Source organism: Bradyrhizobium pachyrhizi (assembly GCF_029714545.1).
Lineage (GTDB): Bacteria > Pseudomonadota > Alphaproteobacteria > Rhizobiales > Xanthobacteraceae > Bradyrhizobium > Bradyrhizobium pachyrhizi.
Window position 1 is genome coordinate 4,230,331 of sequence record NZ_CP121667.1, and the last position, 22,881, is coordinate 4,253,211.

At 65.2% G+C, this 22,881-nt stretch carries 23 protein-coding genes; 17 read left to right on the forward strand and 6 right to left on the reverse strand.

From position 1 onward, the window contains the following. The first annotated feature begins 2 nt into the window (after positions 1-2). The 4 genes from QA639_RS19410 to QA639_RS19425 all read left to right on the forward strand — a co-directional run bounded on the left by QA639_RS19410 (position 3) and on the right by QA639_RS19425 (position 3,731). Complete coding sequence (locus tag QA639_RS19410; RefSeq protein ID WP_028335126.1) at positions 3-866, forward strand: branched-chain amino acid ABC transporter permease; 864 nt, start codon at positions 3-5, stop codon at positions 864-866. A gap of 1 nt (position 867) precedes the next feature. Next, positions 868-1,836 (forward strand): branched-chain amino acid ABC transporter permease, encoded by a 969-nt coding sequence (locus QA639_RS19415; RefSeq protein ID WP_050386666.1) that lies wholly within the window; start codon positions 868-870, stop codon positions 1,834-1,836. Between the two features lie 146 nt (positions 1,837-1,982). Next, the gene (locus QA639_RS19420) at positions 1,983-2,627 is read left to right on the forward strand and encodes a DUF47 domain-containing protein (protein WP_028335128.1); all 645 of its coding nucleotides are present in this window, start codon (positions 1,983-1,985) and stop codon (positions 2,625-2,627) included. 99 nt (positions 2,628-2,726) lie between these two features. Continuing rightward, the gene (locus QA639_RS19425) at positions 2,727-3,731 is read left to right on the forward strand and encodes an inorganic phosphate transporter (protein ID WP_028335129.1); all 1,005 of its coding nucleotides are present in this window, start codon (positions 2,727-2,729) and stop codon (positions 3,729-3,731) included. Between the two features lie 60 nt (positions 3,732-3,791). Here QA639_RS19425 and sugE read toward each other — a convergent pair whose 3' ends face one another. Beyond that, on the reverse strand, positions 3,792-4,106 hold the full coding sequence (gene sugE, locus QA639_RS19430) for a quaternary ammonium compound efflux SMR transporter SugE (RefSeq protein WP_016839884.1): 315 nt from the start codon (positions 4,104-4,106) through the stop codon (positions 3,792-3,794). Between the two features lie 153 nt (positions 4,107-4,259). Between sugE and QA639_RS19435 the strand changes: the two genes are divergently transcribed. The 9 genes from QA639_RS19435 (at position 4,260) to QA639_RS19475 (ending at position 14,126) form a co-directional block, all read left to right on the forward strand. Beyond that, positions 4,260-5,879, forward strand: a complete 1,620-nt coding sequence (locus QA639_RS19435) for a peptide chain release factor 3 (RefSeq protein ID WP_038383667.1) — start codon at positions 4,260-4,262, stop codon at positions 5,877-5,879. Positions 5,880-6,116: 237 nt separating this feature from the next. Beyond that, on the forward strand, positions 6,117-6,728 hold the full coding sequence (locus tag QA639_RS19440) for a hypothetical protein (RefSeq protein WP_157344879.1): 612 nt from the start codon (positions 6,117-6,119) through the stop codon (positions 6,726-6,728). Between the two features lie 70 nt (positions 6,729-6,798). Further along, on the forward strand, positions 6,799-7,383 hold the full coding sequence (locus QA639_RS19445) for an NnrU family protein (RefSeq protein ID WP_050386664.1): 585 nt from the start codon (positions 6,799-6,801) through the stop codon (positions 7,381-7,383). 2 nt (positions 7,384-7,385) lie between these two features. After that, on the forward strand, positions 7,386-8,207 hold the full coding sequence (panB, locus tag QA639_RS19450; RefSeq protein ID WP_016839889.1) for a 3-methyl-2-oxobutanoate hydroxymethyltransferase: 822 nt from the start codon (positions 7,386-7,388) through the stop codon (positions 8,205-8,207). A gap of 10 nt (positions 8,208-8,217) precedes the next feature. Next, positions 8,218-9,816: a class I adenylate-forming enzyme family protein gene (locus QA639_RS19455; protein ID WP_157344626.1), complete on the forward strand. Its 1,599-nt coding sequence runs from the start codon at positions 8,218-8,220 to the stop codon at positions 9,814-9,816. A gap of 205 nt (positions 9,817-10,021) precedes the next feature. Then, entirely contained in the window at positions 10,022-10,678 is a 657-nt protein-coding gene (locus QA639_RS19460) for a tetratricopeptide repeat protein (protein ID WP_028335134.1), read from the forward strand. Positions 10,679-10,711: 33 nt separating this feature from the next. After that, on the forward strand, positions 10,712-11,287 hold the full coding sequence (locus QA639_RS19465; protein WP_028335135.1) for a hypothetical protein: 576 nt from the start codon (positions 10,712-10,714) through the stop codon (positions 11,285-11,287). A 212-nt stretch (positions 11,288-11,499) separates the two neighbouring features. Further along, positions 11,500-12,882 (forward strand): ribosome biogenesis GTPase Der, encoded by a 1,383-nt coding sequence (gene der, locus QA639_RS19470; RefSeq protein WP_028335136.1) that lies wholly within the window; start codon positions 11,500-11,502, stop codon positions 12,880-12,882. Then, positions 12,879-14,126: an MFS transporter gene (locus tag QA639_RS19475; protein ID WP_283090477.1), complete on the forward strand. Its 1,248-nt coding sequence runs from the start codon at positions 12,879-12,881 to the stop codon at positions 14,124-14,126. The genes der and QA639_RS19475 overlap by 4 nt, the downstream gene beginning before the upstream one ends. A 38-nt stretch (positions 14,127-14,164) precedes the next feature. Here the strand turns inward: QA639_RS19475 and QA639_RS19480 are convergent, their stop codons facing one another. Continuing rightward, the gene (locus QA639_RS19480) at positions 14,165-14,557 is read right to left on the reverse strand and encodes a YybH family protein (protein WP_028335138.1); all 393 of its coding nucleotides are present in this window, start codon (positions 14,555-14,557) and stop codon (positions 14,165-14,167) included. Between the two features lie 198 nt (positions 14,558-14,755). Between QA639_RS19480 and QA639_RS19485 the strand changes: the two genes are divergently transcribed. The 4 genes from QA639_RS19485 to QA639_RS19500 all read left to right on the forward strand — a co-directional run bounded on the left by QA639_RS19485 (position 14,756) and on the right by QA639_RS19500 (position 17,521). Continuing rightward, on the forward strand, positions 14,756-15,013 hold the full coding sequence (locus QA639_RS19485; protein WP_283090478.1) for a hypothetical protein: 258 nt from the start codon (positions 14,756-14,758) through the stop codon (positions 15,011-15,013). A 158-nt stretch (positions 15,014-15,171) separates the two neighbouring features. Continuing rightward, the gene (locus tag QA639_RS19490) at positions 15,172-15,846 is read left to right on the forward strand and encodes a TetR/AcrR family transcriptional regulator (protein ID WP_028335140.1); all 675 of its coding nucleotides are present in this window, start codon (positions 15,172-15,174) and stop codon (positions 15,844-15,846) included. Between the two features lie 391 nt (positions 15,847-16,237). Next, positions 16,238-16,900 (forward strand): DUF3313 domain-containing protein, encoded by a 663-nt coding sequence (locus QA639_RS19495; RefSeq protein WP_283090479.1) that lies wholly within the window; start codon positions 16,238-16,240, stop codon positions 16,898-16,900. A gap of 51 nt (positions 16,901-16,951) precedes the next feature. Further along, positions 16,952-17,521 (forward strand): DUF2147 domain-containing protein, encoded by a 570-nt coding sequence (locus QA639_RS19500; RefSeq protein WP_028335142.1) that lies wholly within the window; start codon positions 16,952-16,954, stop codon positions 17,519-17,521. Positions 17,522-17,645: 124 nt separating this feature from the next. Here the strand turns inward: QA639_RS19500 and QA639_RS19505 are convergent, their stop codons facing one another. The 4 genes from QA639_RS19505 to purF all read right to left on the reverse strand — a co-directional run bounded on the left by QA639_RS19505 (position 17,646) and on the right by purF (position 22,873). After that, positions 17,646-18,872 carry an ABC transporter substrate-binding protein gene (locus QA639_RS19505; RefSeq protein WP_028335143.1) on the reverse strand — a complete coding sequence of 409 codons (1,227 nt, stop codon included), beginning with the start codon at positions 18,870-18,872 and terminating at the stop codon, positions 17,646-17,648. Positions 18,873-19,021: 149 nt separating this feature from the next. Further along, positions 19,022-20,161, reverse strand: a complete 1,140-nt coding sequence (locus QA639_RS19510) for an NHL repeat-containing protein (RefSeq protein ID WP_283090480.1) — start codon at positions 20,159-20,161, stop codon at positions 19,022-19,024. Between the two features lie 220 nt (positions 20,162-20,381). Next, positions 20,382-21,122, reverse strand: a complete 741-nt coding sequence (locus QA639_RS19515) for an SDR family NAD(P)-dependent oxidoreductase (protein WP_283090481.1) — start codon at positions 21,120-21,122, stop codon at positions 20,382-20,384. Between the two features lie 224 nt (positions 21,123-21,346). Then, positions 21,347-22,873 (reverse strand): amidophosphoribosyltransferase, encoded by a 1,527-nt coding sequence (gene purF, locus QA639_RS19520; RefSeq protein WP_283090603.1) that lies wholly within the window; start codon positions 22,871-22,873, stop codon positions 21,347-21,349. Between the last annotated feature and the right edge of the window lie 8 nt (positions 22,874-22,881).

Sequence of the window (22,881 nt, forward strand, 5' to 3'; positions counted from 1 at the left end):
CGATGCAGGCTCTCTACGCACAGCTTCTGGTGGGACTGATCAACGGCTCGTTCTACGCGCTGCTCAGTCTGGGGCTCGCCGTCATCTTCGGCATGCTCAACATCATCAATTTCGCGCATGGCGCGCTCTACATGATGGGCGCCTTCGTGGCGTATTTCCTGCTCAATCTGGGCGGCATCAATTACTGGTGGGCGCTGATCATCGCCCCCGTCGTGGTCGGCATCTTCGGCATGATCCTCGAGCGGACCATGCTGCAATGGCTGACCGGCCTCGACCATCTCTACGGACTGCTGCTGACCTTCGGCATCGCGCTGATCGTGCAGGGCGTGTTCCAGAACTATTTCGGGTCCTCGGGCCTGCCTTACTCGATCCCGGACCAGCTCAAGGGCGGCGTCAATCTCGGCTTCATGTTCCTGCCGATCTATCGCGGCTGGGTCGTCGTCTTCTCGCTCGTGGTGTGCCTTGCCACCTGGTTCCTGATCGAGAAGACGCAGCTCGGCGCCTACCTGCGCGCCGCGACCGAGAACCCGACGCTGGTGCGCGCGTTCGGCATCAACGTGCCGCGCATGATCACGCTGACCTACGGGCTCGGTGTCGGTCTTGCCGCACTCGCCGGCGTGCTGTCGGCGCCGATCAACCAGGTCCGCCCGCTGATGGGCGCCGATCTCATCATCGTCGTGTTCGCGGTGGTCGTGATTGGCGGCATGGGCTCGATCATGGGTTCGATCATCACCGGCTTCGCGCTCGGCGTGATCGAGGGACTGACCAAGTATTTTTATCCCGAGGCCTCCAACACCGTGGTGTTTGTCCTGATGGTGGTGGTGTTGCTGGTGAAGCCAACGGGACTGACGGGACGGGCGGCTTGATATGTCAGCATTGACCGACGATACACTTCCGATTACGCCGCGCGCGATGCGCGACGAGATGATCGTATTCGCCGCGATGGCGCTGCTGCTGGCGATCGTGCCGTGGACGGGGATCTATCCGTTCTTCGTCATGCAGGCGCTGTGCTTCGCGCTGCTCGCCTGCGCCTTCAACCTCCTGATCGGCTATGGCGGCCTGCTGTCGTTCGGCCACGCGATGTTCCTCGGCACAGCCGGTTACGTCTCGGCGCATGCGCTGAAGGTGTGGGGGCTGTCGCCGGAGCTCGGCATCCTGGTCGGCACCGCGGCCGCGGCCTTGCTCGGCCTGGTCACCGGCTACATCTCGATCAAGCGGCAGGGCATCTATTTCTCGATGATCACGCTGGCGCTGTCGCAGCTGCTTTACTTCCTCTATTTGCAGGCGCCGTTCACCCATGGTGAAGACGGCATCCAGGGCATTCCGCAAGGCCACCTGCTCGGAATCTTCGATCTCTCGAAGCCGCTGGTGCTTTACTATGTCGTGCTGGTCGGCTTCCTCGCCGGCTTCCTGCTGATCTACCGCACTATCAATTCGCCGTTCGGCGAGGTGCTGAAGTCGATCCGCGAGAACGAGCCGCGGGCGATCTCGCTCGGCTACAAGACCGACCAGTACAAGCTGCTCGCCTTCATCCTGTCGGGCACGCTGGCGGGCTTTGCCGGCTCGCTGAAGGTGTTCGTGGCGCAGAATGCCTCGCTCACCGACGTGCACTGGTCGATGTCCGGTGAAATCGTGCTGATGACGCTGGTCGGCGGTCTCGGCACCATCTTCGGCCCGGTGGTCGGCGCCTTCGTGATCATCGCCATGCAGCAATATCTCGCCGGTTTCGGCCAGTGGGTGACGGTGATCCAGGGTGTGATCTTCGTGGCCTGCGTGCTGCTGTTCCGGCGCGGCCTGGTCGGTGAGCTCGCCCACCTCCTGCGGCGGTCGCTGTAGGGCAGGTCTCGGCGATTTTCGGCCGACTTTAGCGGTGGACGACCGCCCGCTCGGGCGGTCGTGTCAGGTGTTTTCCCCGCCAGATGCTCTATGACAGTTCTGTGACAGTCGCTAAAAGGGCTGTCCCGGAATGATGGAACTGAGACATGCTGCGCTGGTTTCGCGCCTTCCTGCCCAAGGAAGAGCGGTTTTTCGACCTGTTCGCCCGACACGCCCGGACCTCCGTGCAATGCGCATTGGCGTTGCAGGACATGCTGAAGGGCGGGGAGGAGACTCCTGTCTTTTGCCAGCGCGTCAATCAGTTCGAGAACGACGCCGATAGCGTCACCCGCGAGGTTCTGACCGCGGTCCGCCGCACCTTCATCACCCCGTTCGATCGCGGCGATATCAAGAACCTGATCACCTCGATGGACGACGCCGTCGACCAGATGCAGGCGACCGCAAAGGCGGTCATGCTGTTCGAGGTGCGCGAGTTCGAGCCGCCGATGCGCGAGATGGGCACTTTGATCGTCGAATGCGCCAATCTGGTCGGCCGCGCGCTGCCCCTGTTGCAGTCGATCGGCCACAACGTCTCGATGCTGACCCAGATCACCGAGGAGCTGACCAAGCTCGAGGGCCGGGTCGACGATCTCCAGGATATCGGGCTCAAGGAGCTTTTCCTGAAGCACCGCGACGCCAACACGATGGACTACATCGTCGGCGCGGAGATCTACGACCATCTTGAGAAAGTGGCCGACCGTTTCGACGACGTCGCCAACGAGATCAACTCGATCGTGATCGAGCAAGTCTGAGCATGATCCGGAAAAGTGTGATGCGGTTTTCCCTGCGACAAACGCGAAGTGTTTGCGCGGCGATCATGCTCAACAAAGCACCATAGAGCGGGGCATCACGTGGACGCCACGCTGGGTCTTCCAATTCTGACCATCCTGATCGCGGTCGCGCTGCTGTTCGACTTCCTGAATGGCCTGCACGACGCCGCGAACTCGATTGCGACCATCGTCTCGACCCGCGTGCTGCGGCCGCAATATGCGGTGTTCTGGGCGGCGTTCTTCAACTTCGTCGCGTTCCTGGTGTTCGGCCTGCACGTTGCCAACACGATCGGCACCGGGATCATCGAGCCGTCGGTAGTGGATGCGACCGTGATCTTCGCCGCGCTGGTCGGCGCGATCGTCTGGAACGTGATCACCTGGGCGCTGGGCATTCCGTCGTCGAGCTCGCACGCGCTGATCGGCGGCCTGGTCGGCGCCGGCATGGCGAAGGCGGGCATTTCGGCGGCGGTGTGGAGCGGGCTCTCCAAGACCTTGCTCGCGATCGTGCTGTCGCCGCTGGTCGGCTTCCTGCTGGCGCTGGTGCTGGTCGCGATCGTGTCCTGGCTCTCGGTGCGCTCGACGCCGTTCGCGGTCGATCGCGCATTCCGCATCCTGCAATTCGCCTCGGCGTCGCTCTATTCGCTCGGCCATGGCGGCAACGACGCGCAAAAGACCATGGGCATCATCGCCGTGCTGCTCTATTCGCAGGGCCATCTCGGCGACAAGTTCGAAATTCCGTTCTGGGTGGTGCTGGCCTGCCAGAGCGCGATGGCGCTGGGTACCCTGATGGGCGGCTGGCGGATCGTCCGCACCATGGGGCTGCGGATCACCAAGCTGACGCCGATGCAGGGTTTCTGCGCCGAAACCGGCGGCGCCGTGACGCTGTTCATGGCGACCTATCTCGGGGTTCCCGTATCGACCACGCACACCATCACGGGCGCCATCGTCGGCGTCGGCGCCGCACGGCGGCTCTCCGCCGTGCGCTGGAATGTGGCGAGCTCGATTGTCTACGCCTGGGTGATCACGATCCCGGCGTCGGCCGCGGTCGCAGCCGCGAGCTATTGGGCGGTGCAGATTCTGAAGTAGCGCTTTCGAGCGAAGTGGAAGCCGGTTCGCGTTAAGAAAACGCGTCCCAAAAAGGAGTAATCAGCCGACCAGCTTCAGCCCGACGATGCCGGCAACGATCAGCCCGATGCTGGCGAGCCGCATCGCGGTCGCGGGTTCACCGAGCAGGATGATGCCGAGCGCCGCGGTGCCGACCGCGCCGATCCCGGTCCAGACCGCATAGGCAGTTCCAATCGGCAGCGTCTTCAGCGCGAGGCCAAGCAGGATCACGCTGCCGGCCATCGCCGCCAGCGTCAGCACCGACGGCACCAGCCGCGAGAAACCTTCGGTATATTTTAGCCCGATCGCCCAGCCGATCTCGAGCAGGCCAGCGGTGAACAGAATGGTCCAAGCCATCACGAACCCTCCAGATAAGGCAGGGTCGTCCCCGCTGACGGTATGGTGAGGAGAAGGTCGTCCTTCCGGTGCCTATATGGGGATGGTGCGGCCGTTCCGCATTGCGACAAAACGCCCTTGATTGCGCCCGTTTTCCCTGCCAAATGCCCCGCCATGTCCGACATTTCAGTTTCAGCCGAATCGCCGTCCCGCTCGCCGCTTTCAGAGGAAGTGGCGCGACGGCGCACCTTTGCGATCATCTCGCACCCGGACGCCGGCAAGACCACGCTGACGGAAAAGCTGCTGCTGTTCGGCGGCGCCATCAATCTCGCGGGCCAGGTCAAGGCCAAGGGCGAGCGGCGCAACACCCGCTCGGACTGGATGAAGATCGAGCGCGAGCGCGGGATCTCGGTCGTCACCTCGGTGATGACCTTCGAGTTCAACGACCTCGTGTTCAACCTGCTGGACACGCCGGGCCACGAGGACTTTTCGGAAGATACCTATCGCACGCTGACCGCGGTCGATTCCGCGGTCATGGTGATTGACGCCGCGAAAGGCATCGAGGCGCGCACCCGAAAGCTGTTCGAGGTGTGCCGGCTGCGCGACATCCCGATCATCACCTTCATCAACAAGATGGACCGCGAGAGCCGCGACACGTTCGAGCTTCTGGACGAGATCGAGAAGACGCTGGCGCTCGACACCACGCCGATGACCTGGCCGGTCGGCCGCGGCCGCGACTTCCTCGGCACCTATGACGTCGTCAATGGCGGCGTGCGGCTGCTCGAGGGCGGCGGCGCCAAGACGGGCGCCACGGAGCAGATCGACATCGCCGATCTCGGCAAGCGCAATCCCAATCTCGACGTCGCCGAGGTCAAGGACGAGCTCGCGCTGGCCTCGGAAGCCTGCAAGCCGTTCGAGCTCGCGGCGTTCCGCGAGGGCCATCTGACGCCGGTCTATTTCGGCAGCGCGCTGCGCAATTTCGGCGTCGGCGATTTGCTGGAAGGCCTCGGCAAGTTCGCGCCGGCCCCGCGCGCGCAGGACTCGGATTTGCGCAAGGTCGAGGCAGCGGAGCCGCGCATGAGCGCGTTCGTATTCAAGATCCAGGCCAACATGGATCCGAACCACCGCGACCGCATCGCCTTCGCCCGGCTGTGCTCGGGCAAGCTCAGCCGCGGCATGAAGGCCAAGCTGGTACGCACCGGCAAGAACATGAGCCTGTCGAGCCCGCAGTTCTTCTTCGCGCAGGACCGCTCGGTCGCCGACGAGGCCTTTGCCGGCGACGTCGTCGGCATTCCGAACCACGGCACGCTCAGGATCGGCGATACCCTGACCGAGGGGGAGGATCTGACCTTCGTCGGCGTGCCGAGCTTCGCGCCGGAAATCGTCCGCCGCGTCCGGCTGACCGACGCGATGAAGGCGAAGAAGCTGAAGGAAGCCTTGCAGCAGATGTCGGAGGAGGGCGTCGTGCAGGTGTTCCGCCCGCGCGACGGCGCGCCGGCGCTGGTCGGCGTGGTCGGCCCGCTGCAGCTCGACGTGCTGAAGGCGCGGCTCGACGCGGAATATTCGCTGCCGGTCGAGTTCGAGATCTCTGAATTTTCGCTGGCGCGCTGGATCTCGTCCGACGACCGCAAGCAGCTTGACGCCTTCATCTCCGCCAACAATTCCGGCATCGCCGACGACGTCGACGGCGATCCCGTGTTCATGGCCAAGAACGAGTTCTATCTCGGCTACACCCGCGAGCGCGCCGAGGGCATCACCTTCTCCAACGTCAAGGACGTGAAGAAGAAGGCGTAGTGGCGCCGACCATTCACTGTCGTCTGCCGGGCTCGACCGGGGGCCCAGTACGCCGCCGCCTATCGATCGATAACAGCCGTCTCTGGAATACTGGATCGCCCGGTCGAGCCGGGCGATGACAGCGGGGTTGTGGAGCGACGGATAACAGCTACACGCGCAAGGATTTGAACACGGCCCCGCTTGATGCGCTCCGGCTGCGGACCCATTTTCTCCGGAGTGCAATCCGGGTCCGCCTGCATGCTCCGACGCGTCGCCATCTGTCTCGCTTTTGCCGTGCCGGCCTTTGCGCTCGCGAGCGCGGCCTCTGCGCAGCAGCGGCAACAAACCAACCCGGCGCCCTTCGCACACACGCCCTGCAGCGTGCTCGACGAGGGGCCTTGCATCCCGTCCTATTGCAGCGTGCTCAATCACGGGCCGTGCTTTCCCGAGATGGATTATCCGTACGGCGAAAATCTCCAGCTCACGATCCTGACCGTGCCACCGCAGGATCAGGCCGAGAAGTACCGCAAGCCGGATCATGATCTCAATACCATCGGCGATCTGTTCGCCGCGCTGCGCGCCTGCTGGGCGCCGCCACCGCCGGACGACGCGCGCGCGGGCATGCAGATGTCGGTGCGTTTCAGCTTCAAACGATCGGGCGAGATGATCGGCGCGCCGCACCTGACGTTTTCGACGCGGGGCATCCCGGCCGACACCCGCACCACCTACCTCAACGCGATCAATGCCTCGCTGAATGCCTGCCTGCCGCTGAAATTCACCGGCGGATTGGGCGGGGCGCTGGCCGGTCGCCCGATCATGATCCGCTATGTCGACAACCGGGAGCTGGCCAAATCGGCCGACAAGCCGTGAAGCTGACGCATTGCCACCCGCCCGGCGAAGGTGATACGCGAAGGCATTAATCGATCAAGGGAGGAACATCGTGGGACTGCTCGTCATGATCCTGGGTCTCGTGCTGTTCCTCGGCGTCCATGTGCTGTCCAGCCTGCGCGAGATGCGCGCCGGCCTGATCAAGGCGATGGGCGAGGGCGTCTACAAGATCGCCTATTCGCTGGCCTCCGCGGCCGGGCTCGTGCTGATCATCTGGGGCTTTGCGCATTATCGCGCGACCGGATGGATCGACGTTTGGACCCCGCCGACCGCGCTCAAGCACATCACGGTGGCCTTGATGCTGCCCGCCGTCATCCTCGTCGTCGCCTCCTATATCCGCGGCCGCATCTACACCACGCTGAAGCATCCGATGCTCGCCGGCGTGAAGCTGTGGGCGTTCGCGCATCTGCTCGCCAATGGCGACCTCGGCTCGATCATCCTGTTCGGCTCGTTTCTCGGCTGGGCGGTCTATGACCGTATCTCGCTGAAGCGCCGCACGGATGCCGGCGCGCCCCCGATTCCGGTGGGCGGCCCAACCAACGACCTGATCGCGATCGCGGTCGGTGTCATCGTCTATCTGGCGCTGGCGTTTGCGTTCCACCCGGTCGTGATCGGCGTGCCTGTCATGGGAGCCTGACTATGTCTGTTCAATCCGCCATCAAGCGCAAGACCGCGCCCGATCTCCGCGCCCGCAAGAACGGCGAGCCGATCGTGATGCTGACGTCCTATCACGCGCACACCGCGGCGCTGGTCGACCGTCATTGCGATGCCATCCTGGTCGGCGATTCCCTCGGCAACGTCATGCACGGCTTCGAGACCACGGTGCCGGTCACGCTCGACATGATGATCCTGCAAGGCCGCGCGGTGATGCGCGGCTCGCAAGCTGCGCTCGTCGTGGTGGACATGCCGTTCGGCTCCTATGAGGGCTCGAAGGAGCAGGCGTTTCAGTCCGCGGTGCGGATCATGAAGGAGACGCTGTGCGGCGCGGTCAAGCTCGAGGGCGGCGCGCGGATGGCAGAGACGGTGGCGTTCCTGTCCGAGCGCGGCATTCCGGTAATGGGCCATATCGGCCTGACGCCGCAGTCGATCAATACGCTCGGCTCGTTCCGCGCGCAGGGCCGCGAGGAGGAGACCTGGGCGCCGATCGAGAACGACGCCAGGGCGATCGCGGAAGCCGGCGCCTTCTCGATCGTGGTCGAGGCGGTCGCCGAGCCGCTGGCGCGCAAGATCACGCAGTCGATCGCCGTGCCCACCATCGGCATCGGCGCCAGCGCGGCCTGCGACGGCCAGGTGCTGGTGCTGGAGGACATGCTCGGCCTGTCGCCGCGGGCGCCGAAATTCGTGCGCCGCTACGGCAATCTCGGGCCGATGATCGAGGAGGCGATCGCGGGCTATGCGCGCGACGTGAAGAGCCGCGCCTTCCCGGGACCGGAACACGTCTACGGCATGAAGAAGAGCTGACGGGGCGCGCATGGACTGGTCGCAGCACGCAATTCCGCCGATGCGGCTCGAGCCGCGCTTCGGCGACCGCGTCGTGCCGGCTTTCCCGGAGCGGCCCGGCAGCCTGTGGGGGATGATCGCGGACGCCGTTGCGCAGAATGGCGACGGCGAGGCGCTGGTCTGCGGCGCGACGCGCCTGAGCTGGCGCGAGGTCGCAGAGAAATCGGCCAAGGTCGCGGCGGGCTTTGCAAGACTCGGCCTTGCGCCCGGCGACCGCGTCGCGATCCTGCTCGGCAATCGCATCGAATTCGTGCTGACGATGTTCGCCGCCGCGCATGCCGGGCTGGTCACGGTGCTGCTCTCGACGCGCCAGCAGAAGCCCGAGATCGCCTATGTGCTGAACGATTGCGGCGCGACGCTTCTGGTCCATGAGGCCACGCTTGCCGACCGCATCCCCGATGCGGCCGACATTCCCGGCCTCAGGCATCGCATCTCCGTCGGCGACGACGGCGCATCGCAATTCGCCGGTCTCGTCGACAACGCTGCGGCCCAGGCGCCGGCGGAGGTGAGGGAAGAGGACACCGCGATGATCCTCTACACCTCGGGCACCACGGGCCGGCCGAAGGGCGCCATGCTCGCCCATTGCAACATCATCCACTCCTCGATGGTGTTCGTGTCGTGCCTGAAGCTGACCAAGTCGGATCGCTCGATCGCCGCGGTGCCGCTCGCGCATGTCACCGGCGCGGTCGCCAACATCGCCACCATGGCACGCTGCGCCGGCGCGCTGATCATCATGCCGGAGTTCAAGGCCTCGGAATATCTGAAGGTCGCGGCGCGCGAGCGCGTCAGCTACACGGTGATGGTGCCGGCGATGTACAATCTCTGCCTGATGCAGCCGGATTTCGACAGCTACGATCTGTCGAGCTGGCGGATCGGCGGCTTCGGCGGCGCGCCGATGCCGGTCGCAACCATCGAAAAGCTCGACGCCAAGATTCCCGGGCTGAAGCTTGCGAATTGCTACGGCGCGACCGAGACCACGTCGCCCTCGACGCTGATGCCGGGCGAACTGACCGCCGCTCATATCGACAGCGTCGGCCTGCCGTGCCCCGGTGCCGAGATCATCGTGATGGGCGCTGACGGCCGCGAACTGCCGCGCGGCGAGATCGGCGAGCTCTGGATCCGCAGCGCCTCGGTCATCAAGGGCTATTGGAACAATCCGAAGGCGACCGCGGAGAGTTTTACGGCCGGCTTCTGGCATTCTGGCGATCTCGGTTCGATCGACGCGGCAAACTTCGTCCGCGTGTTCGACCGCCAGAAGGACATGATCAACCGCGGCGGCCTGAAGATCTATTCCGCCGAGGTCGAGTCTGTCCTGGCCGGCCATCCGGCCGTGGTCGAGAGTGCGATCATCGCCAAGCCGTGCCCGGTGCTCGGCGAGCGGGTGCACGCCGTGATCGTGACCCGCACCGAAGTGAACGCGGAGAGCCTGCGCGCCTGGTGCGCCGAGCGGCTCTCGGACTACAAGGTGCCGGAGACCATGGCGCTGACATCAGAGCCGCTGCCGCGCAACGCCAACGGCAAGGTGATCAAGCGCCAGATCAGGGAGAGCCTGTCGGAAATGGGGGCTTAGCGTTCTGCACCTCCCCCGCAAGCGGGAGAGGGAGGCCACGCAGTCCCGTTGCGGCCCGCTGCAAACGTCCCCCGTTAACGCTTTGATCCGCCTCGCTTTGCCTTGCCTCCGCCACACCATTAGGGTAACGCCGCCGCGATGTGGGGATCGGGTAGGGCTGGGCCCCACCGATAGCAGCGGTCCCGAGGGGATGGGATAGCCTTAAGTGTCTGAATTATTTGACGAAGTCGACGAGGAAGTCCGTCGCGATCAGCTCAAGAAGCTGTGGGACAAGTACTCGCTCTTTATCATCGCCCTGGCGATCCTGATCGTTGCGGGCGTCGGTGGCTGGCGCGGCTACCAGTATCTCGAGGCCAAGAAGGCCGCCGAGGCCGGTGCGGCGTTCGACCGTGCCGTCGAACTGTCCGATCAGAACAAGCACGCCGAGGCCGAGGCTGCGTTCGCCGCTCTCATCACCAAGGCACCGTCCGGCTATCGCAACCTGGCGCGGTTGCGCATGGCCGCCGAGGTCGCGACCCGCGACCAGCCGGCTGCCGCGAAGCTCTATGACGAGATCGCAGCCGACCGCAGCGTCGGCGGTCCCGAGCAGGACCTGGCGCGGATCCGCGCCGCGCAGCTCGCGATGGAAACCACCACCTATCCGAACATGCTGCAGCGGCTCGAGGCCACGGCAACGGCGAAGGACTCGACGTTCCGCCATTCCGCGCGCGAGCTGCTGGCGCTGTCGGCCTGGCGCGCCAACGATGCCACCGCCGCGCGGCAGTGGCTCGACCAGATTGCCAATGACGGCGAGACGCCGCCGAGCCTGCGCTCGCGTGCCGAAGCGCTGCAGGCCTTGTTGCCGCCGGTCGCGAAAAGCTGACTTGGCGCGAAACCCGAGTTTGAGAGATCGACCATGCGCCGCTCGCAACGCCTGATCGCAGCCGCAGTTCTGACAGCGCTTTGCAGCGTGCTGGCGGGTTGCGGCGGTGGCGGCATGTCCAATTTCGATCCGAGCGACCTGCTCGACTTCCTCGACACCAAGAAGAAGCTGCAGGGCGACCGCAAGCCGGTATTCCCCGAAGGCGTGCCAGGCCTGGAGCAGGGCGTGCCGAAGGAATTGTACAAGGGCTCGCAGCAGGAGCAGCTCGACCAGCAGAACGCCGCGGCGGCCGCTGCCGCCCAGCCGGCTCCACCGCCGGAGCCGGCGAAGGGTGCCAAGAAGCAGGCCAAGGGCAGGGCAGCGCCGGCCGCAGATCAGGCGGCTGCTCCCGATGCCGCTGCCGAGGAGGGCGCCCCCGCCGCGCTGCCGCCGGAGCCGAAGCCGAAGAAGATCGTCCGCCGCCGCACCACCGCGCCACCCGCCGACGATCAGCAGGCTCAGCCTGCGGTGCCGGCTCAGCCTGCGGCGCCGGCTCAGCAGACCCAGACCACGCAACAATCCGGCGGCGCCTTCCCCGCACCGCTACCGAGCGGCGGATTTTCACGCTAATTGCGAGCGGGATTCCACCTCGCCCCGCCTGCGGGGAGAGGTCGGAATTCAAGCACAGCTTGAATTCCGGGTGAGGGGGAGTTTCAACCCTCTCCCCGTAAGAGCGGGGAAAGGGGAAGATGCTCCATCATTTGCTTCGACCGCCCCCTATTCCTGCTGTAGTTCTTTCCAGCACCTTGACCCGCGGACAACAGACCGCGCCTGGATGATCCATGTCCTTCACCATCGCCATTATCGGCCGGCCCAATGTCGGAAAGTCGACGCTGTTCAACCGGCTGGTCGGCCAGAAGCTCGCGCTGGTCGACGACGAGCCCGGCGTGACGCGTGACCGTCGCGAGGGTCAGGCGAAGCTCTACGATCTCGACTTCACCATCATCGACACCGCAGGTCTGGACGAAGGCGCCAAGGGTTCGCTTACGGCGCGGATGCAGGAGCAGACCGAAACCGCGATCGAGCTCGCCGACGCCCTGATGTTCGTGATCGACGCCCGCGTCGGCCTGACGCCGACCGACCGTGCCTTCGCCGACTTCGCGCGAAAGGCCAACAAGCCGGTGGTGCTGGTCGCCAACAAGGCCGAGGGCAAGCATGGCGAGATCGGCGCGATGGAGTCCTACGCGCTCGGGCTCGGCGACCCCGTCCAGATTTCGGCCGAGCATGGCGAGGGCATGGGCGACCTCCATGAGGCGCTGAGCGCGTTGGTGCCGGAGACACCGGAGGAAGACGACGAGGTCGAGGACGATGAGGACATCTCGGAGGAGGAGGCCGCGCAGCGTCCGATCCGCGTCGCCATCGTCGGCCGGCCGAATGCCGGCAAGTCGACGCTGATCAACCATCTGCTCGGCGAGGAGCGGCTGCTGACCAGCCCCGAGGCCGGCACCACGCGCGATTCCATCGCGGTCGAGATCACCTGGCAGGGCCGCCAGTTCCGGGTGTTCGACACCGCCGGCCTGCGCCGCCGCTCGCGGATCGAGGAGAAGCTGGAAAAGCTCTCGGTAGCCGACGCGCTCCGCGCGGTGCGCTTTGCCGAAGTCGTCGTGATGATGATGGACGCGCAGAACAAGTTCGAGGAGCAGGACCTGCGCATCGCCGACCTGATCGAGCGCGAAGGCCGCGCCATCGTGCTCGCGGTCAACAAATGGGACCTCGTCGAGCGCAAGCCCAACCAGATCTCGCAGCTGCGCACCGATGCCGACCACTGGCTGCCGCAGGTCAAGGGCGCGCCGATCGTCGCCGTCTCCGGCCTGATGGGCGAGGGCATCGACCGCCTGATGACGGCGATCCAGGAAGCCTATGCGGTCTGGAACCGGCGCTTGCCGACCTCGGCGCTCAATCGCTGGTTCGAGCAGGCGATCCAGGCCAACCCGCCGCCGGCGGTCTCGGGCCGCAGGCTGAAGCTGAACTACATCACGCAAGTGAAGGCGCGCCCGCCGAGCTTCGTGCTGTTCTGCTCGCGCGCCGACGCGATCCCGCGATCCTATCTGCGCTACCTCATCAACTCGCTGCGCGAGACGTTCGATCTGCCGGGCACGCCGATCCGGATCACGCTGCGCGAGAAGGCCAATCCGTTCGCCCACAAGCGCAAACGGCCGTCGTGAGCGAAGAGGTCGAAGCCAAGCCTGCGGCTGTTCCGCAGGCGCGCAGCGGCGCGGTGATCTTCATCTTCATCACGCTGCTGCTCGACATGCTGGCGCTCGGGATCATCATCCCGATCCTGCCCAAGCTGATCGAAGGCTTCGTCAACAACGACACCGCGAACGCGGCGCGCATCTTCGGCGTGTTCGGCTCGATCTGGGCCTTGATGCAGTTCGTCTGCTCGCCGATCCTCGGCGCGCTGTCCGATCGCTTCGGCCGCCGGCCGGTGGTGCTGCTGTCGAATTTCGGCCTTGCCGCCGACTATGTGCTGATGGCGCTGGCGCCGAACCTGGTCTGGCTGTTCATCGGGCGGGCGATCTCGGGCATCACCTCGTCGAGCATCTCGACCGTGTTCGCCTATATCGCCGACGTCACCGCGCCGGAGCAGCGCGCCGCGATGTTCGGCAAGATCGGCGTTGCCTTCGGCGCCGGCTTCATCCTCGGACCGGCGCTGGGCGGCCTGCTCGGCGAGATCGATCCGCGGCTGCCGTTCTGGGCCGCGGCGGGTTTGAGCTTCGTCAACGGGCTGTATGGCCTGTTCATCCTGCCGGAATCGCTGCCCGTGGAGCGGCGGGCGCCGTTCAAATGGAAGAGCGCCAATCCGATCGGCGCGCTGCATTTCCTGCGCTCGAACCGGACGCTCGCCGGCCTGTCGCTGGCGACGTTCTTCGGCCAGCTCGCGCATGTCGTGCTACCCTCGGTGTTCGTGCTCTACGCCACCTATCGCTATGGCTGGGACACCGGCACCGTCGGCGCGACGCTGGCGCTGGTCGGCCTCTGCGGCATGATCGTGCAGGGCGCGGCGATCGGCCCGATCGTGCAGCGCCTCGGCGAGCGCAACGCGCTGTTCCTCGGCCTCGCCTGCGGCGCCCTGGGCTTCGTGATCTTCGGCGCCGCGCCATCAGGACAGCTGTTCTGGATCGGCATTCCCGTGATGGCGCTGTGGGGCATTTCCGGCGCCGCGACCCAGGCCTTGACGACGCAACTCGTCGCCGCCGACCAGCAGGGTCAGTTGCAGGGCGCGACATCAAGCGTGCAGAGCATGTCGGAATTGATCGGCCCGTTCCTGTTCACGCTGACGTTTGCGTATTTCATCGGCGACAGCGTGCCGCTCAAAATGCCCGGCGCGCCGTTCTATCTGGCAGGTGCGCTGCTGCTGCTCGCGCTCGCCATCGCTTGGCGCGCGACGGCGGCGAAGCAAGCTTAGGGCGGGCAAGCCGCCGAACGGATCCACCATGAGACGCGCTATTCCGTCGCCGGCACCGAATGGTGCTCGTGCGTGACGCGCCACCCGCCGTCGACCTTGCGCAATCCGATCGTCAGCCTGAACTGGAACGTGGCATCAGGTGGCCCGCACCGCATCACCGCGACCGCGAAGGCCACTTCATCGCCGGCCGTGATCGCGATCTCCTCGATATCGAAGGCGTAGGAGGGGCGGTGATATCTGAAGAACAGATCCCATGTCTTGCTGTACTCGTCCAATCCGCGCGACTGCAACGGCGGGGGAACGTCGAACATCACGAGGTCCGGATCGTGATGGGCGAGGATACCTGGATAGTCGCGTCTGCGGACCGCGTCCGTCCAAGCGTCGATGAGCGTCCTGATTTGGGCTTCCGCCGTCTGTTTCTGCTGTGTCATCGCTCGCGTGCTCCGAATGCTGGCCGATCGCTGCTTCGAGGACGAATGCGAGCGCGCCGATCCGACATGCGTCCGGACCTGCTATATCGGGAGAATTGCGTCATATTGTCTATTTACAAACCATCCGGTTGGTTTGTATAAAGCTGATACCGGATGAAGACGCGCCTCGCTCCGGGGTGCGCTGCCAGGAGCAGCATGGTGACCGACGAGGCCGTTGATATCTGCGATGAGTTGACCCGCTTCAGCGCCGCGCAGGCGGCGCTGCTGACGTCGCGCGGCCTTGTCTATCTGACCGACCTGAAACTCGATGGCGGCAGGCACGGGACGATTGTCGCCGCCAGTTATGCCGACGCGCAGTCCGTCGCCCGCGCGCGCGGTCGAGGGGAACGGGTCGTCGGCCGAATGGCCTACGGTTTCCTTCATGGTCTGCTGCAGAAGGTTCGCTTGTGCGCGTGAGCGATCGGATAGCTCGATGACCGATTTCCGAGATTGATGCGTCTTCCGAGGGCGACACCGCCATTCCGGGGACGCCGTTCGCGCTGCCTCGCAGCGCTTGAGATTGAGCGAAGCCGCTGAGATACTGTGATCTCAAGCGACTCCTTCCTGAGTACACCATGGATAATCCTTCCCGCTCGGAACGCTCCCGCAACGCCGCACTTGACGCCGCGATCACCATCGTGACGCGCGATGGTCCGGGGCGCCTGACGCTGGACGCGATTGCGCGCGAGAGCGGTCTCAGCAAGGGCGGCGTGATGCATCAGTTCCGCACCAAGGAAGCGGTGCTGCGCGCCTTGCTCGAGCAGCAGATGGCGCATTTCGAGGAATTCTCAAACCGCTACATCGAAAAGGTACGCGGGACCACGGACCAGCCCGAACTGTCGGCGCAGATCGCGACGCTGCGGGAGGCGATCTCAACGCCGCGGGCAGGGGCGTTCGCACTGCTGGCGGCGATGAACGAGAACCCCGAATTGATGGCGATGCCGCGCGATGTCGACATCAAAAAGGTCGCGCTGATGAAGGCCGAGGCGAGGGATCCCGATCTCGCGCTGCTGCGCTGGGCCGCGGCGCGGGGGCTGCTGTTGAGTTCGTTGTTCGGCATGTTGTCGCTGACCGAGGCGGAGCGCGATCGCCTGTTCGAGCGCTTGCTCGACGACAGCAAGTGGACCGCGATGGAGCAGGGCGCGACGGAGGCAGCAAAGCCAGCCAAGACGACGGCTGTGCGCACAGCATCTTCGCCTCCGGCCGGTGCGCGCGCGGAAAAGCTCGCATCGGTTCGCAAGCGCAGCTGAATTCCGGCGCTGCCGAAAGCACAACGCCGCCCAAGCGGAATATGGATCGCTTGGCGGCGTTGGATCGGCACCGGGCCCCTGAAATCCCCCGGCGATTTCTGCCGTACCACACGAGATGTCGCGGGTTTGTGACAACGCGCGGCCGCCATTCGCGAAGCGGCCTCGCCAGTTAACACGACATGTCGACCGCCGCATTTTTCCGGCGCGCTTCTTGCGATTGCAACTTTACAAACCAACTGGTCGGTTTTATAGTTGATCGCACTGAGGCAAGATCTGGCGGCGCCGCGACGGCGAGCCAGGTCGGCAGTGACGGCCGCAGCCGTACTTTCAGCCCCGGACGCGGCTGCGGCCGAGCTGCTCTCCCGCTTTAGGGTCGGATGAGGAGATTGGAATGGAGAGCTCGATCGCCGCGCGCGGTCTGGGAGCGATGGCGCTTTGCGTCCTCGCGGGAGGATGTGCCGCCGTCACGCCGGTGGCCTATTCGGAGGTGGCATCGTCGGCCTACATGACGCCGGACACGTCCGATTCTTCGGGACGTGTGCCGTATCGCTATGCGCCGCCGGTCGACTGGCGGAGCTACAACAAAGTGATGATCGATCCGGTCGTGATCTATCGCGGCGCGGATCATCAGTTCGGCGACATGTCCGAGAAGGACAAGCAGACGCTCGCCGCCTATATGCAAACCCGCTTCGCCGACAAGCTGCGCGGCCGCTTCACGCTGGTGAATGCGCGCGGGCCGAACACGTTCCGCCTGCGGCTGACGCTGACCGGCGCGGTCGCCAACACGCCGGTGCTCGGCACGTTGTCGCGTTTCGATCTGGCGGGCGCGGTCTATAACGGCGTGCAGGCCGCGCGCGACGGCGAGGGTACGATGACCGGCTCGGTGATCTATGCCGTCGAGATGTTCGACAGCTCGACCTCGCGCCTGCTCGGCGCCTATGTCAGCAGGCAGTATCCCAACGCCTACGACATCAAGGCCAGCGTCGGCGATCTCGCCGCGGCCACCGCCGGCATCGACAAGGGTGCCGATGCCTTCATGGCGCAATTGAAGTGAGGCGCGCCGCGCGCGTCCGCAAACCATCCCGACACTGAAAGGTCCTTTACCATGAACTTTCTGGTTCGCATGTTCCTGCGCAGCCTCGTCGCTGCCTTGCTGATGAGCTCGACCGGCCGCGCCGAGACGATCGCCCCGGTCGATCCCAGCGGCACCTGGCTGACCGAAGACGGCCGCGCACGCATCCGTCTCGAGCGCTGCGGCACCGCGCGTGACCGCGTCTGCGGCTTCATCGTGTGGATGAAGGATCCGCTCGATTCACACGACCAGCCGTTCCGCGATAGCTTCAATCCCGATCCCGACAAGCGGACGCGTGCGCTGCTCGGCCATCAGCTGATCCTCGGATTGAAGCTGACGCCGGAGGGCAGGTTCGACGGCGACATCTACAACGCCGAGGACGGCAAGTCCTATGCGGTCTCGCTGTGGCGCGACAAATCCGACCGGCTGAAGCTCAAGGGATGTCTGCTCAAGCTGCTGTGCCAGACCCAGACCTGGACGCAGACGCTGGACGTGCAGCCGGGCCAGCTCGTCGGCCTGACCGGCGACGTCGGCGGCCCGCGCGCCGACAGGGAATGGGCATCGTTGCCGCCGCCCGTCAAGGCGAAGTCGGCGGCGAAGTAAGAAGATGCAAAAAGTCATTGCGGCGCGATGCGCAGCATCGAACCCGGAATCTCGAGATCCTCAGATGCGCAAATTGCGCATCTGAGGTTCGCGCGTTGCGCGCCCCGGAATGACCGCTACGCGGTCACTTCTTCAGCAGCGGACAGTCGCTGGCCTCAAGCGGCTTCGCGGCGTCTTCCGGCGCGATCGTGGCGATCAGCTTGTAATAGTCCCAGGGATACTTGGACTCTTCGGGCTTCTTCACCTCGAACAGATAGGCCGGAATCAGGCGCCGGCCGTCGGCGCGCAGCGGGCCCTTGCCGAACAGCGGATCGTCGGTCGGCAATTCCTTCATCTTGGCGACGACCTTGGCACCGTCATGCGGATTTCCGCCGAGCGCTTCCATCGCCTTGAGATAGTGCAGCACCATCGCGTAGTTGCCGGCCTGGGTCATCGACGGCATCGCGTTCTTGCTGGCGAGGGCGGAGAACCGCTTCGACCAGGCGCGGGTCTGGTCGTTCATGTCCCAATAGAAGGATTCCGTGAACGTCAGGCCTTGCGCGGTCTTCAACCCGAGCGAATGCACGTCGTTGATGAACAGCAGCAGCGCCGCGAGTTTTTGGCCGCCGGAAACGATGCCGAATTCAGCCGCCTGCTTGATCGCGTTGGTGGTGTCGCCGCCGGCATTGGCGAGGCCGACCACCTTGGCCTTGGACGATTGTGCCTGCAGCAGGAACGAGGAGAAATCGGCGGTGTTGATCGGATGCTTGACGCTTCCGAGCACCTTGCCGCCATTGGCGTTGACGACCGCGGTGGTGTCGCGCTCAAGCGCGTGGCCGAATGCATAGTCGGCCGTCAGGAAGAACCAGGTATCGCCGCCGGCCTTCGTCAGTGCCTTGCCGGTGCCGTTGGCCAGCATGTAGGTGTCGTAGGTATATGAAATCGTGTTCGGCGTGCAGGCCTTGCCGGTGAGGTCGGCGGTCGCCGCGCCCGAATTCAGCAGGACGATGTTCTTCTCCTTGACGAGATTGTTGACTGCAAGCGCTACGCCGGAGTTCGGCGTGTCGGCGATCGCATCGACCTTCTCGTTGTCGACCCATTGCCGAGCGATGTTGACGCCGACGTCGGGCTTGTTCTGGTGGTCGCCACTGAGGACGTCGATCTTCCAGCCCTTCTTGAGCAGGCCGGAATCCTCGACGGCCATCTTGATCGCGACCACGGAGTTCGGGCCGCCGATGTCGGCATAGAGGCTCGACATATCGTTGAGCACGCCGATCTTGACGGTCTTGTCCTGCGCGAACGCAGAAGTTGAAAGGCCAAGTGCGGCGCAAGCAAGAAGCGCGGCGCAGCGCCGCGCAAACGTCGTTGTCATGAAATTCCCTCCACTGTCTAAAGCCCGGACAGCCCTCTTGCGGAGCCTTTTTGCCGGTCGCTCAAGTTCCCGCTTACCCTTTCCCGGGGGACGCGGCAATCCGCCTAAAGCCGGGTGGGCCTGCGTCGAAGCGTCATCCGGTGAAATCCTTACTTGAGCGCGTCGGAGGTCAGCTTGAATTTCTGGATCCGCTTTCCGGTGTCGACCTCGGCGGTATAGACGTTGCCCCTGGCGTCGACCGCGAGCGCGTGCACCCAGTGGAATTGCCCGGCGTTGCGGCCGTTGCGGCCGAAGCTGCCGACCACCGCGCCGTCGTCACGCCTGATGATACGGATTTCGTTGTTCTCGCCGTCGGCGGAGAGCAGGTAGGTCTGCTTGGGATCGGGCCACAGCGCGATATCCCACACCGCGCCGTTGCCGAGCGTGCTCTTCTCGAAGAAGAACTCCTTCACGAAGCTGCCGTCCTTCCTGAACACCTGGATGCGGTTGTTGATGCGGTCGCAGACATAGACCAGTCCGTCATTGGCGATCTTCACGCAGTGCACGGGATTGCTGAACTGCTGCGCGACCTGCGCCTTCGGATCGTAAGGCGGCTGCTTGGCGTCGTCGGGCTTGTTGCCATAGGCGCCCCAATGCCGCTTGTAGGCGCCGGTGGTGGCATCGAACACGATGACGCGCCGATTGCCGTAACCGTCGGCGACGTAGATCTCGTTGGCCTCCTTGTCGATCGCGGTCTCGGCGGGCTTGCCGAGCTGGGTGGTGTCGTTGCTGCCCTTGCTCGGTGCGATCGAGCCGATCTGCGAGACGAACTTGCCGTCGAGGGTGAACTTGAGGATCGCATTGTCGTTGTCGGCGTTGCCGCCGATCCAGACGAAGCCGCGCTCGTCGACCTCGATGCCGTGCTCGCGGCCAACCCACTCGTAGCCGTCACCCGGACCGCCCCAGGACCGCAGCAGATTGCCGTCAGCGTCGAATTCGAGCACCGGCGGCGCCGAGATGCAGCATTTCGAGCGCGGCGGATTGAGGCTCGCGCCCTTCTCGTCGTCGGTCAGCGAGCGCGGCCGGTGAATCATCCAGATGTGGCCCTGCCAATCCACCGTGATGCCGCCGACCTGGCCGAGGATCCAGTTGTTCGGCAGCGGCTTTGGCCATGATGCATCCACGGTGAAGGTCGGGATGTCGCCAGCTTTCGCGGGGGTTGGTGTAGCGAAGAGGGCTGATGATGCGATGCAGGCGGAGAGAAACAATCCGGACAGAATGGAGCGCGCGCGATTGAACGTCGGCGTCATTGGTTGCCTCCCGAGATTTTTCTTGGCGGTGGTCCCGCTGGGAGCGTAGTCAATCGTGGGGCGGGGAGGGTGTCAATCACCCAGCCGCCATTGCGCGGCGGTTGCGTAGCCGGATGGAGCGAAGCGAAGTCCGGGAAAAGTCTCTCCGCGGAGAAGCCGTCCCGGATTACGCTTCGCTCCATCCGGGCTACGGGCCTTCATTTGTCGCGAGCGAAGCGACCTACACTGGCGGCTGGAAGGTTCGCAGCGTGCGCGCCTTGTAGTCGTAGAGCTTGCCGGTCTCGGTCCACGCGGGCGAACACATCGGCACGATGAATTCGGCGGCCATGTCGGGCGTATCCAGCGTCATCGGGTCTTCGCCGGGAAACACCTGCGCCCGCATCCGGGTGCGGATCGGACCGGGGCTGAACAGATTGACGCGCAGCGCCGTGTTGGCGGTCTCGTTGGCCCAGGAGCGCACCAGTGCCTCCAGCGCGGCCTTCGAGGCCGCATAGGGGCCGAGATAGGCGTTGGCCTTGTGGGCGACGCCCGACGTCACGAACACCGCGCGGCCGGCGTCGGATTGGCGCAGCAGCGGGTCCATGCAGCGGATCAGCTGGAAGTTGGCGGTGACGTTGATCGCGAACACGTCGTTCCATGGCTTCAGCTCGATATGGCCGAGCGGCGACGACGGCCCTGCGGTGCCGGCATTGCCGACCAGGATATCGAGCTTGCCGTGGCGCTCATGCAGCGCGAGGCCGAGCCGCGCGATGCCGTCGTAATCGGTGAGCGAGAGCGGCACCAGGGTGGCGCTGCCGCCTGCCTTGCGGATCTCGTCGTCGAGCTCTTCCAGCCCGCCTTGCGTGCGCGCCACCGCCACGACATGCGCGCCGGCCTTGGCCAGTGCGACCGCGGTCGCAAAGCCGATGCCGCGCGAGGCGCCGGTCACGAGGGCGATACGGGAGGCGAGGGGTGTTGTCATGAGCCGATCTCTTCGTCGTGCCCGGCCTTGTGCCGGGCATCCACGTCTTCGCGGCGGGTATTACAGACGTCGATGGCCGGGACAAGCCCGGCCATCACGGAAAGCAGGGTCATTCCGGGATGGCCGAAGGGCCAGACCCGGAATCCAGAGCTTCGAGGCACCATCGCAAAACAACGTCGAGATCCCGGGTTCGCGCTTCGCGCGCCCCGGGATGACGCTTCGCGTCAGCTCGCCTCCGCCAGCAGCGAGAGCTGGCGCGGCGGGGCCTCGGTTTCGCTCTGATCGGTGAGGTGGGTCGGGTAGGCGCCGGTGAAGCAATGGTCGGCGAATCTCGGATTTGCCGGGTCGCGCCCCTCATAGCCCATCGCGCGGTACATGCCGTCGATCGACAGGAAGGCGAGCGAGTCGGCGCCGATGATGTCGCGCATCTCCTCGAGCGAATGGGTCGCGGCGAGCAGGCCGCCGCGGTCCGGCAGGTCGATGCCGTAATAGTCGGGATAGAGGATCGGCGGCGAGGCGAGGCGGAAATGCACCTCGCGGGCGCCGGCGTCGCGCATCATGCGCACGATCTTCTTCGAGGTGGTGCCGCGCACGAGACTGTCGTCGATCAGGATGATGCGCTTGCCCTCGATCGCGGCGCGGTTGGCCGAATGCTTCATGCGCACGCCGAGCTCGCGCACGCTCTGGGTCGGCTGGATGAAGGTGCGGCCGACATAGTGGTTGCGGATGATGCCGAGCTCGAACGGCACGCCGGAATACTGGCTGTAGCCGACTGCGGCGGGCACGCCGGAATCCGGCACCGGCACCACGACGTCGACCTCGGGGTGGCTCTCGCGCGCCAGCTGGGCGCCGAACGCCTTGCGCACGTCGTAGACCGAGCGGCCGCCGACGATCGAATCCGGCCGTGCGAAATAGATGTATTCGAAGATGCAGGGCCGGGCCGGCTTCGGCGGGAACGGCTTGTGGCTGTGCGCCCCTCGCTCGTCGAACACGATGATCTCGCCGGGCTCGATGTCGCGGACGTATTTCGCGCCGATCATGTCGAGCGCGCAGGTCTCCGAGGTCAGGATCGGACGGCCGTCGAGATCGCCGAGCACCAGAGGACGGATGCCGAGCGGGTCACGCGCGCCGACCAGCTTCTTGTTGGTCAGCGCGACCAGCGCATAGGCGCCCTCGATGGTGCGCAGCGCCTCGATGAAGCGGTCGATGAAGCGGGTGCGCTTGGACTGCGCCACGAGATGCAGGATCACCTCGGTGTCGGTGGTCGACTGCATCATGGCGCCGCCCTTGACCAGCTCGCGGCGCAAGGTCAGGCCGTTGGTGAGGTTGCCGTTGTGGCCGACCGCGAACCCGCCGGCGCTGAGCTCGGCGAACAGCGGCTGGACGTTGCGCAGGATGGTGCCGCCTGTCGTGGAGTAGCGGACATGGCCGACCGCGGCGTTGCCGGGCAGGCGCTCGATCACCTCGCGGCGGGAGAAGGCGTCGCCGACCAGGCCGAGCCGGCGTTCACTGTGGAAGCGGCTGCCGTCGAAGGAGACGATGCCGGCGGCTTCCTGGCCGCGGTGTTGCAGGGCGTGCAGGCCGAGCGCGGTGATCGCGGCGGCCTCGGGATGGCCGAAGATGCCGAACACGCCGCATTCCTCGCGGAGCGTGTCGCCATCGAGATCGGGGTGATATCTGAGAGGGTCTTGCAGTTCGATTGGGCCGAGGTCGAGATCCATTTGGTCGGTATGATCCGAAGGGGTCTGCATCTCGTTCA

Coding starts and splice junctions, on each gene's coding strand:
- QA639_RS19410 (WP_028335126.1), top strand. CDS start 3: ATGCAGGCTCTCTACGCACAGCTTCTGGTGGGACTGATCAACGGCTCG.
- QA639_RS19415 (WP_050386666.1), top strand. CDS start 868: ATGTCAGCATTGACCGACGATACACTTCCGATTACGCCGCGCGCGATG.
- QA639_RS19420 (WP_028335128.1), top strand. CDS start 1,983: ATGCTGCGCTGGTTTCGCGCCTTCCTGCCCAAGGAAGAGCGGTTTTTC.
- sugE (WP_016839884.1), bottom strand. CDS start 4,106: ATGGCTTGGACCATTCTGTTCACCGCTGGCCTGCTCGAGATCGGCTGG.
- QA639_RS19435 (WP_038383667.1), top strand. CDS start 4,260: ATGTCCGACATTTCAGTTTCAGCCGAATCGCCGTCCCGCTCGCCGCTT.
- QA639_RS19440 (WP_157344879.1), top strand. CDS start 6,117: ATGCTCCGACGCGTCGCCATCTGTCTCGCTTTTGCCGTGCCGGCCTTT.
- panB (WP_016839889.1), top strand. CDS start 7,386: ATGTCTGTTCAATCCGCCATCAAGCGCAAGACCGCGCCCGATCTCCGC.
- QA639_RS19455 (WP_157344626.1), top strand. CDS start 8,218: ATGGACTGGTCGCAGCACGCAATTCCGCCGATGCGGCTCGAGCCGCGC.
- QA639_RS19465 (WP_028335135.1), top strand. CDS start 10,712: ATGCGCCGCTCGCAACGCCTGATCGCAGCCGCAGTTCTGACAGCGCTT.
- der (WP_028335136.1), top strand. CDS start 11,500: ATGTCCTTCACCATCGCCATTATCGGCCGGCCCAATGTCGGAAAGTCG.
- QA639_RS19480 (WP_028335138.1), bottom strand. CDS start 14,557: ATGACACAGCAGAAACAGACGGCGGAAGCCCAAATCAGGACGCTCATC.
- QA639_RS19490 (WP_028335140.1), top strand. CDS start 15,172: ATGGATAATCCTTCCCGCTCGGAACGCTCCCGCAACGCCGCACTTGAC.
- QA639_RS19495 (WP_283090479.1), top strand. CDS start 16,238: ATGGAGAGCTCGATCGCCGCGCGCGGTCTGGGAGCGATGGCGCTTTGC.
- QA639_RS19500 (WP_028335142.1), top strand. CDS start 16,952: ATGAACTTTCTGGTTCGCATGTTCCTGCGCAGCCTCGTCGCTGCCTTG.
- QA639_RS19505 (WP_028335143.1), bottom strand. CDS start 18,872: ATGACAACGACGTTTGCGCGGCGCTGCGCCGCGCTTCTTGCTTGCGCC.
- QA639_RS19510 (WP_283090480.1), bottom strand. CDS start 20,161: ATGACGCCGACGTTCAATCGCGCGCGCTCCATTCTGTCCGGATTGTTT.
- QA639_RS19515 (WP_283090481.1), bottom strand. CDS start 21,122: ATGACAACACCCCTCGCCTCCCGTATCGCCCTCGTGACCGGCGCCTCG.
- purF (WP_283090603.1), bottom strand. CDS start 22,873: ATGCAGACCCCTTCGGATCATACCGACCAAATGGATCTCGACCTCGGC.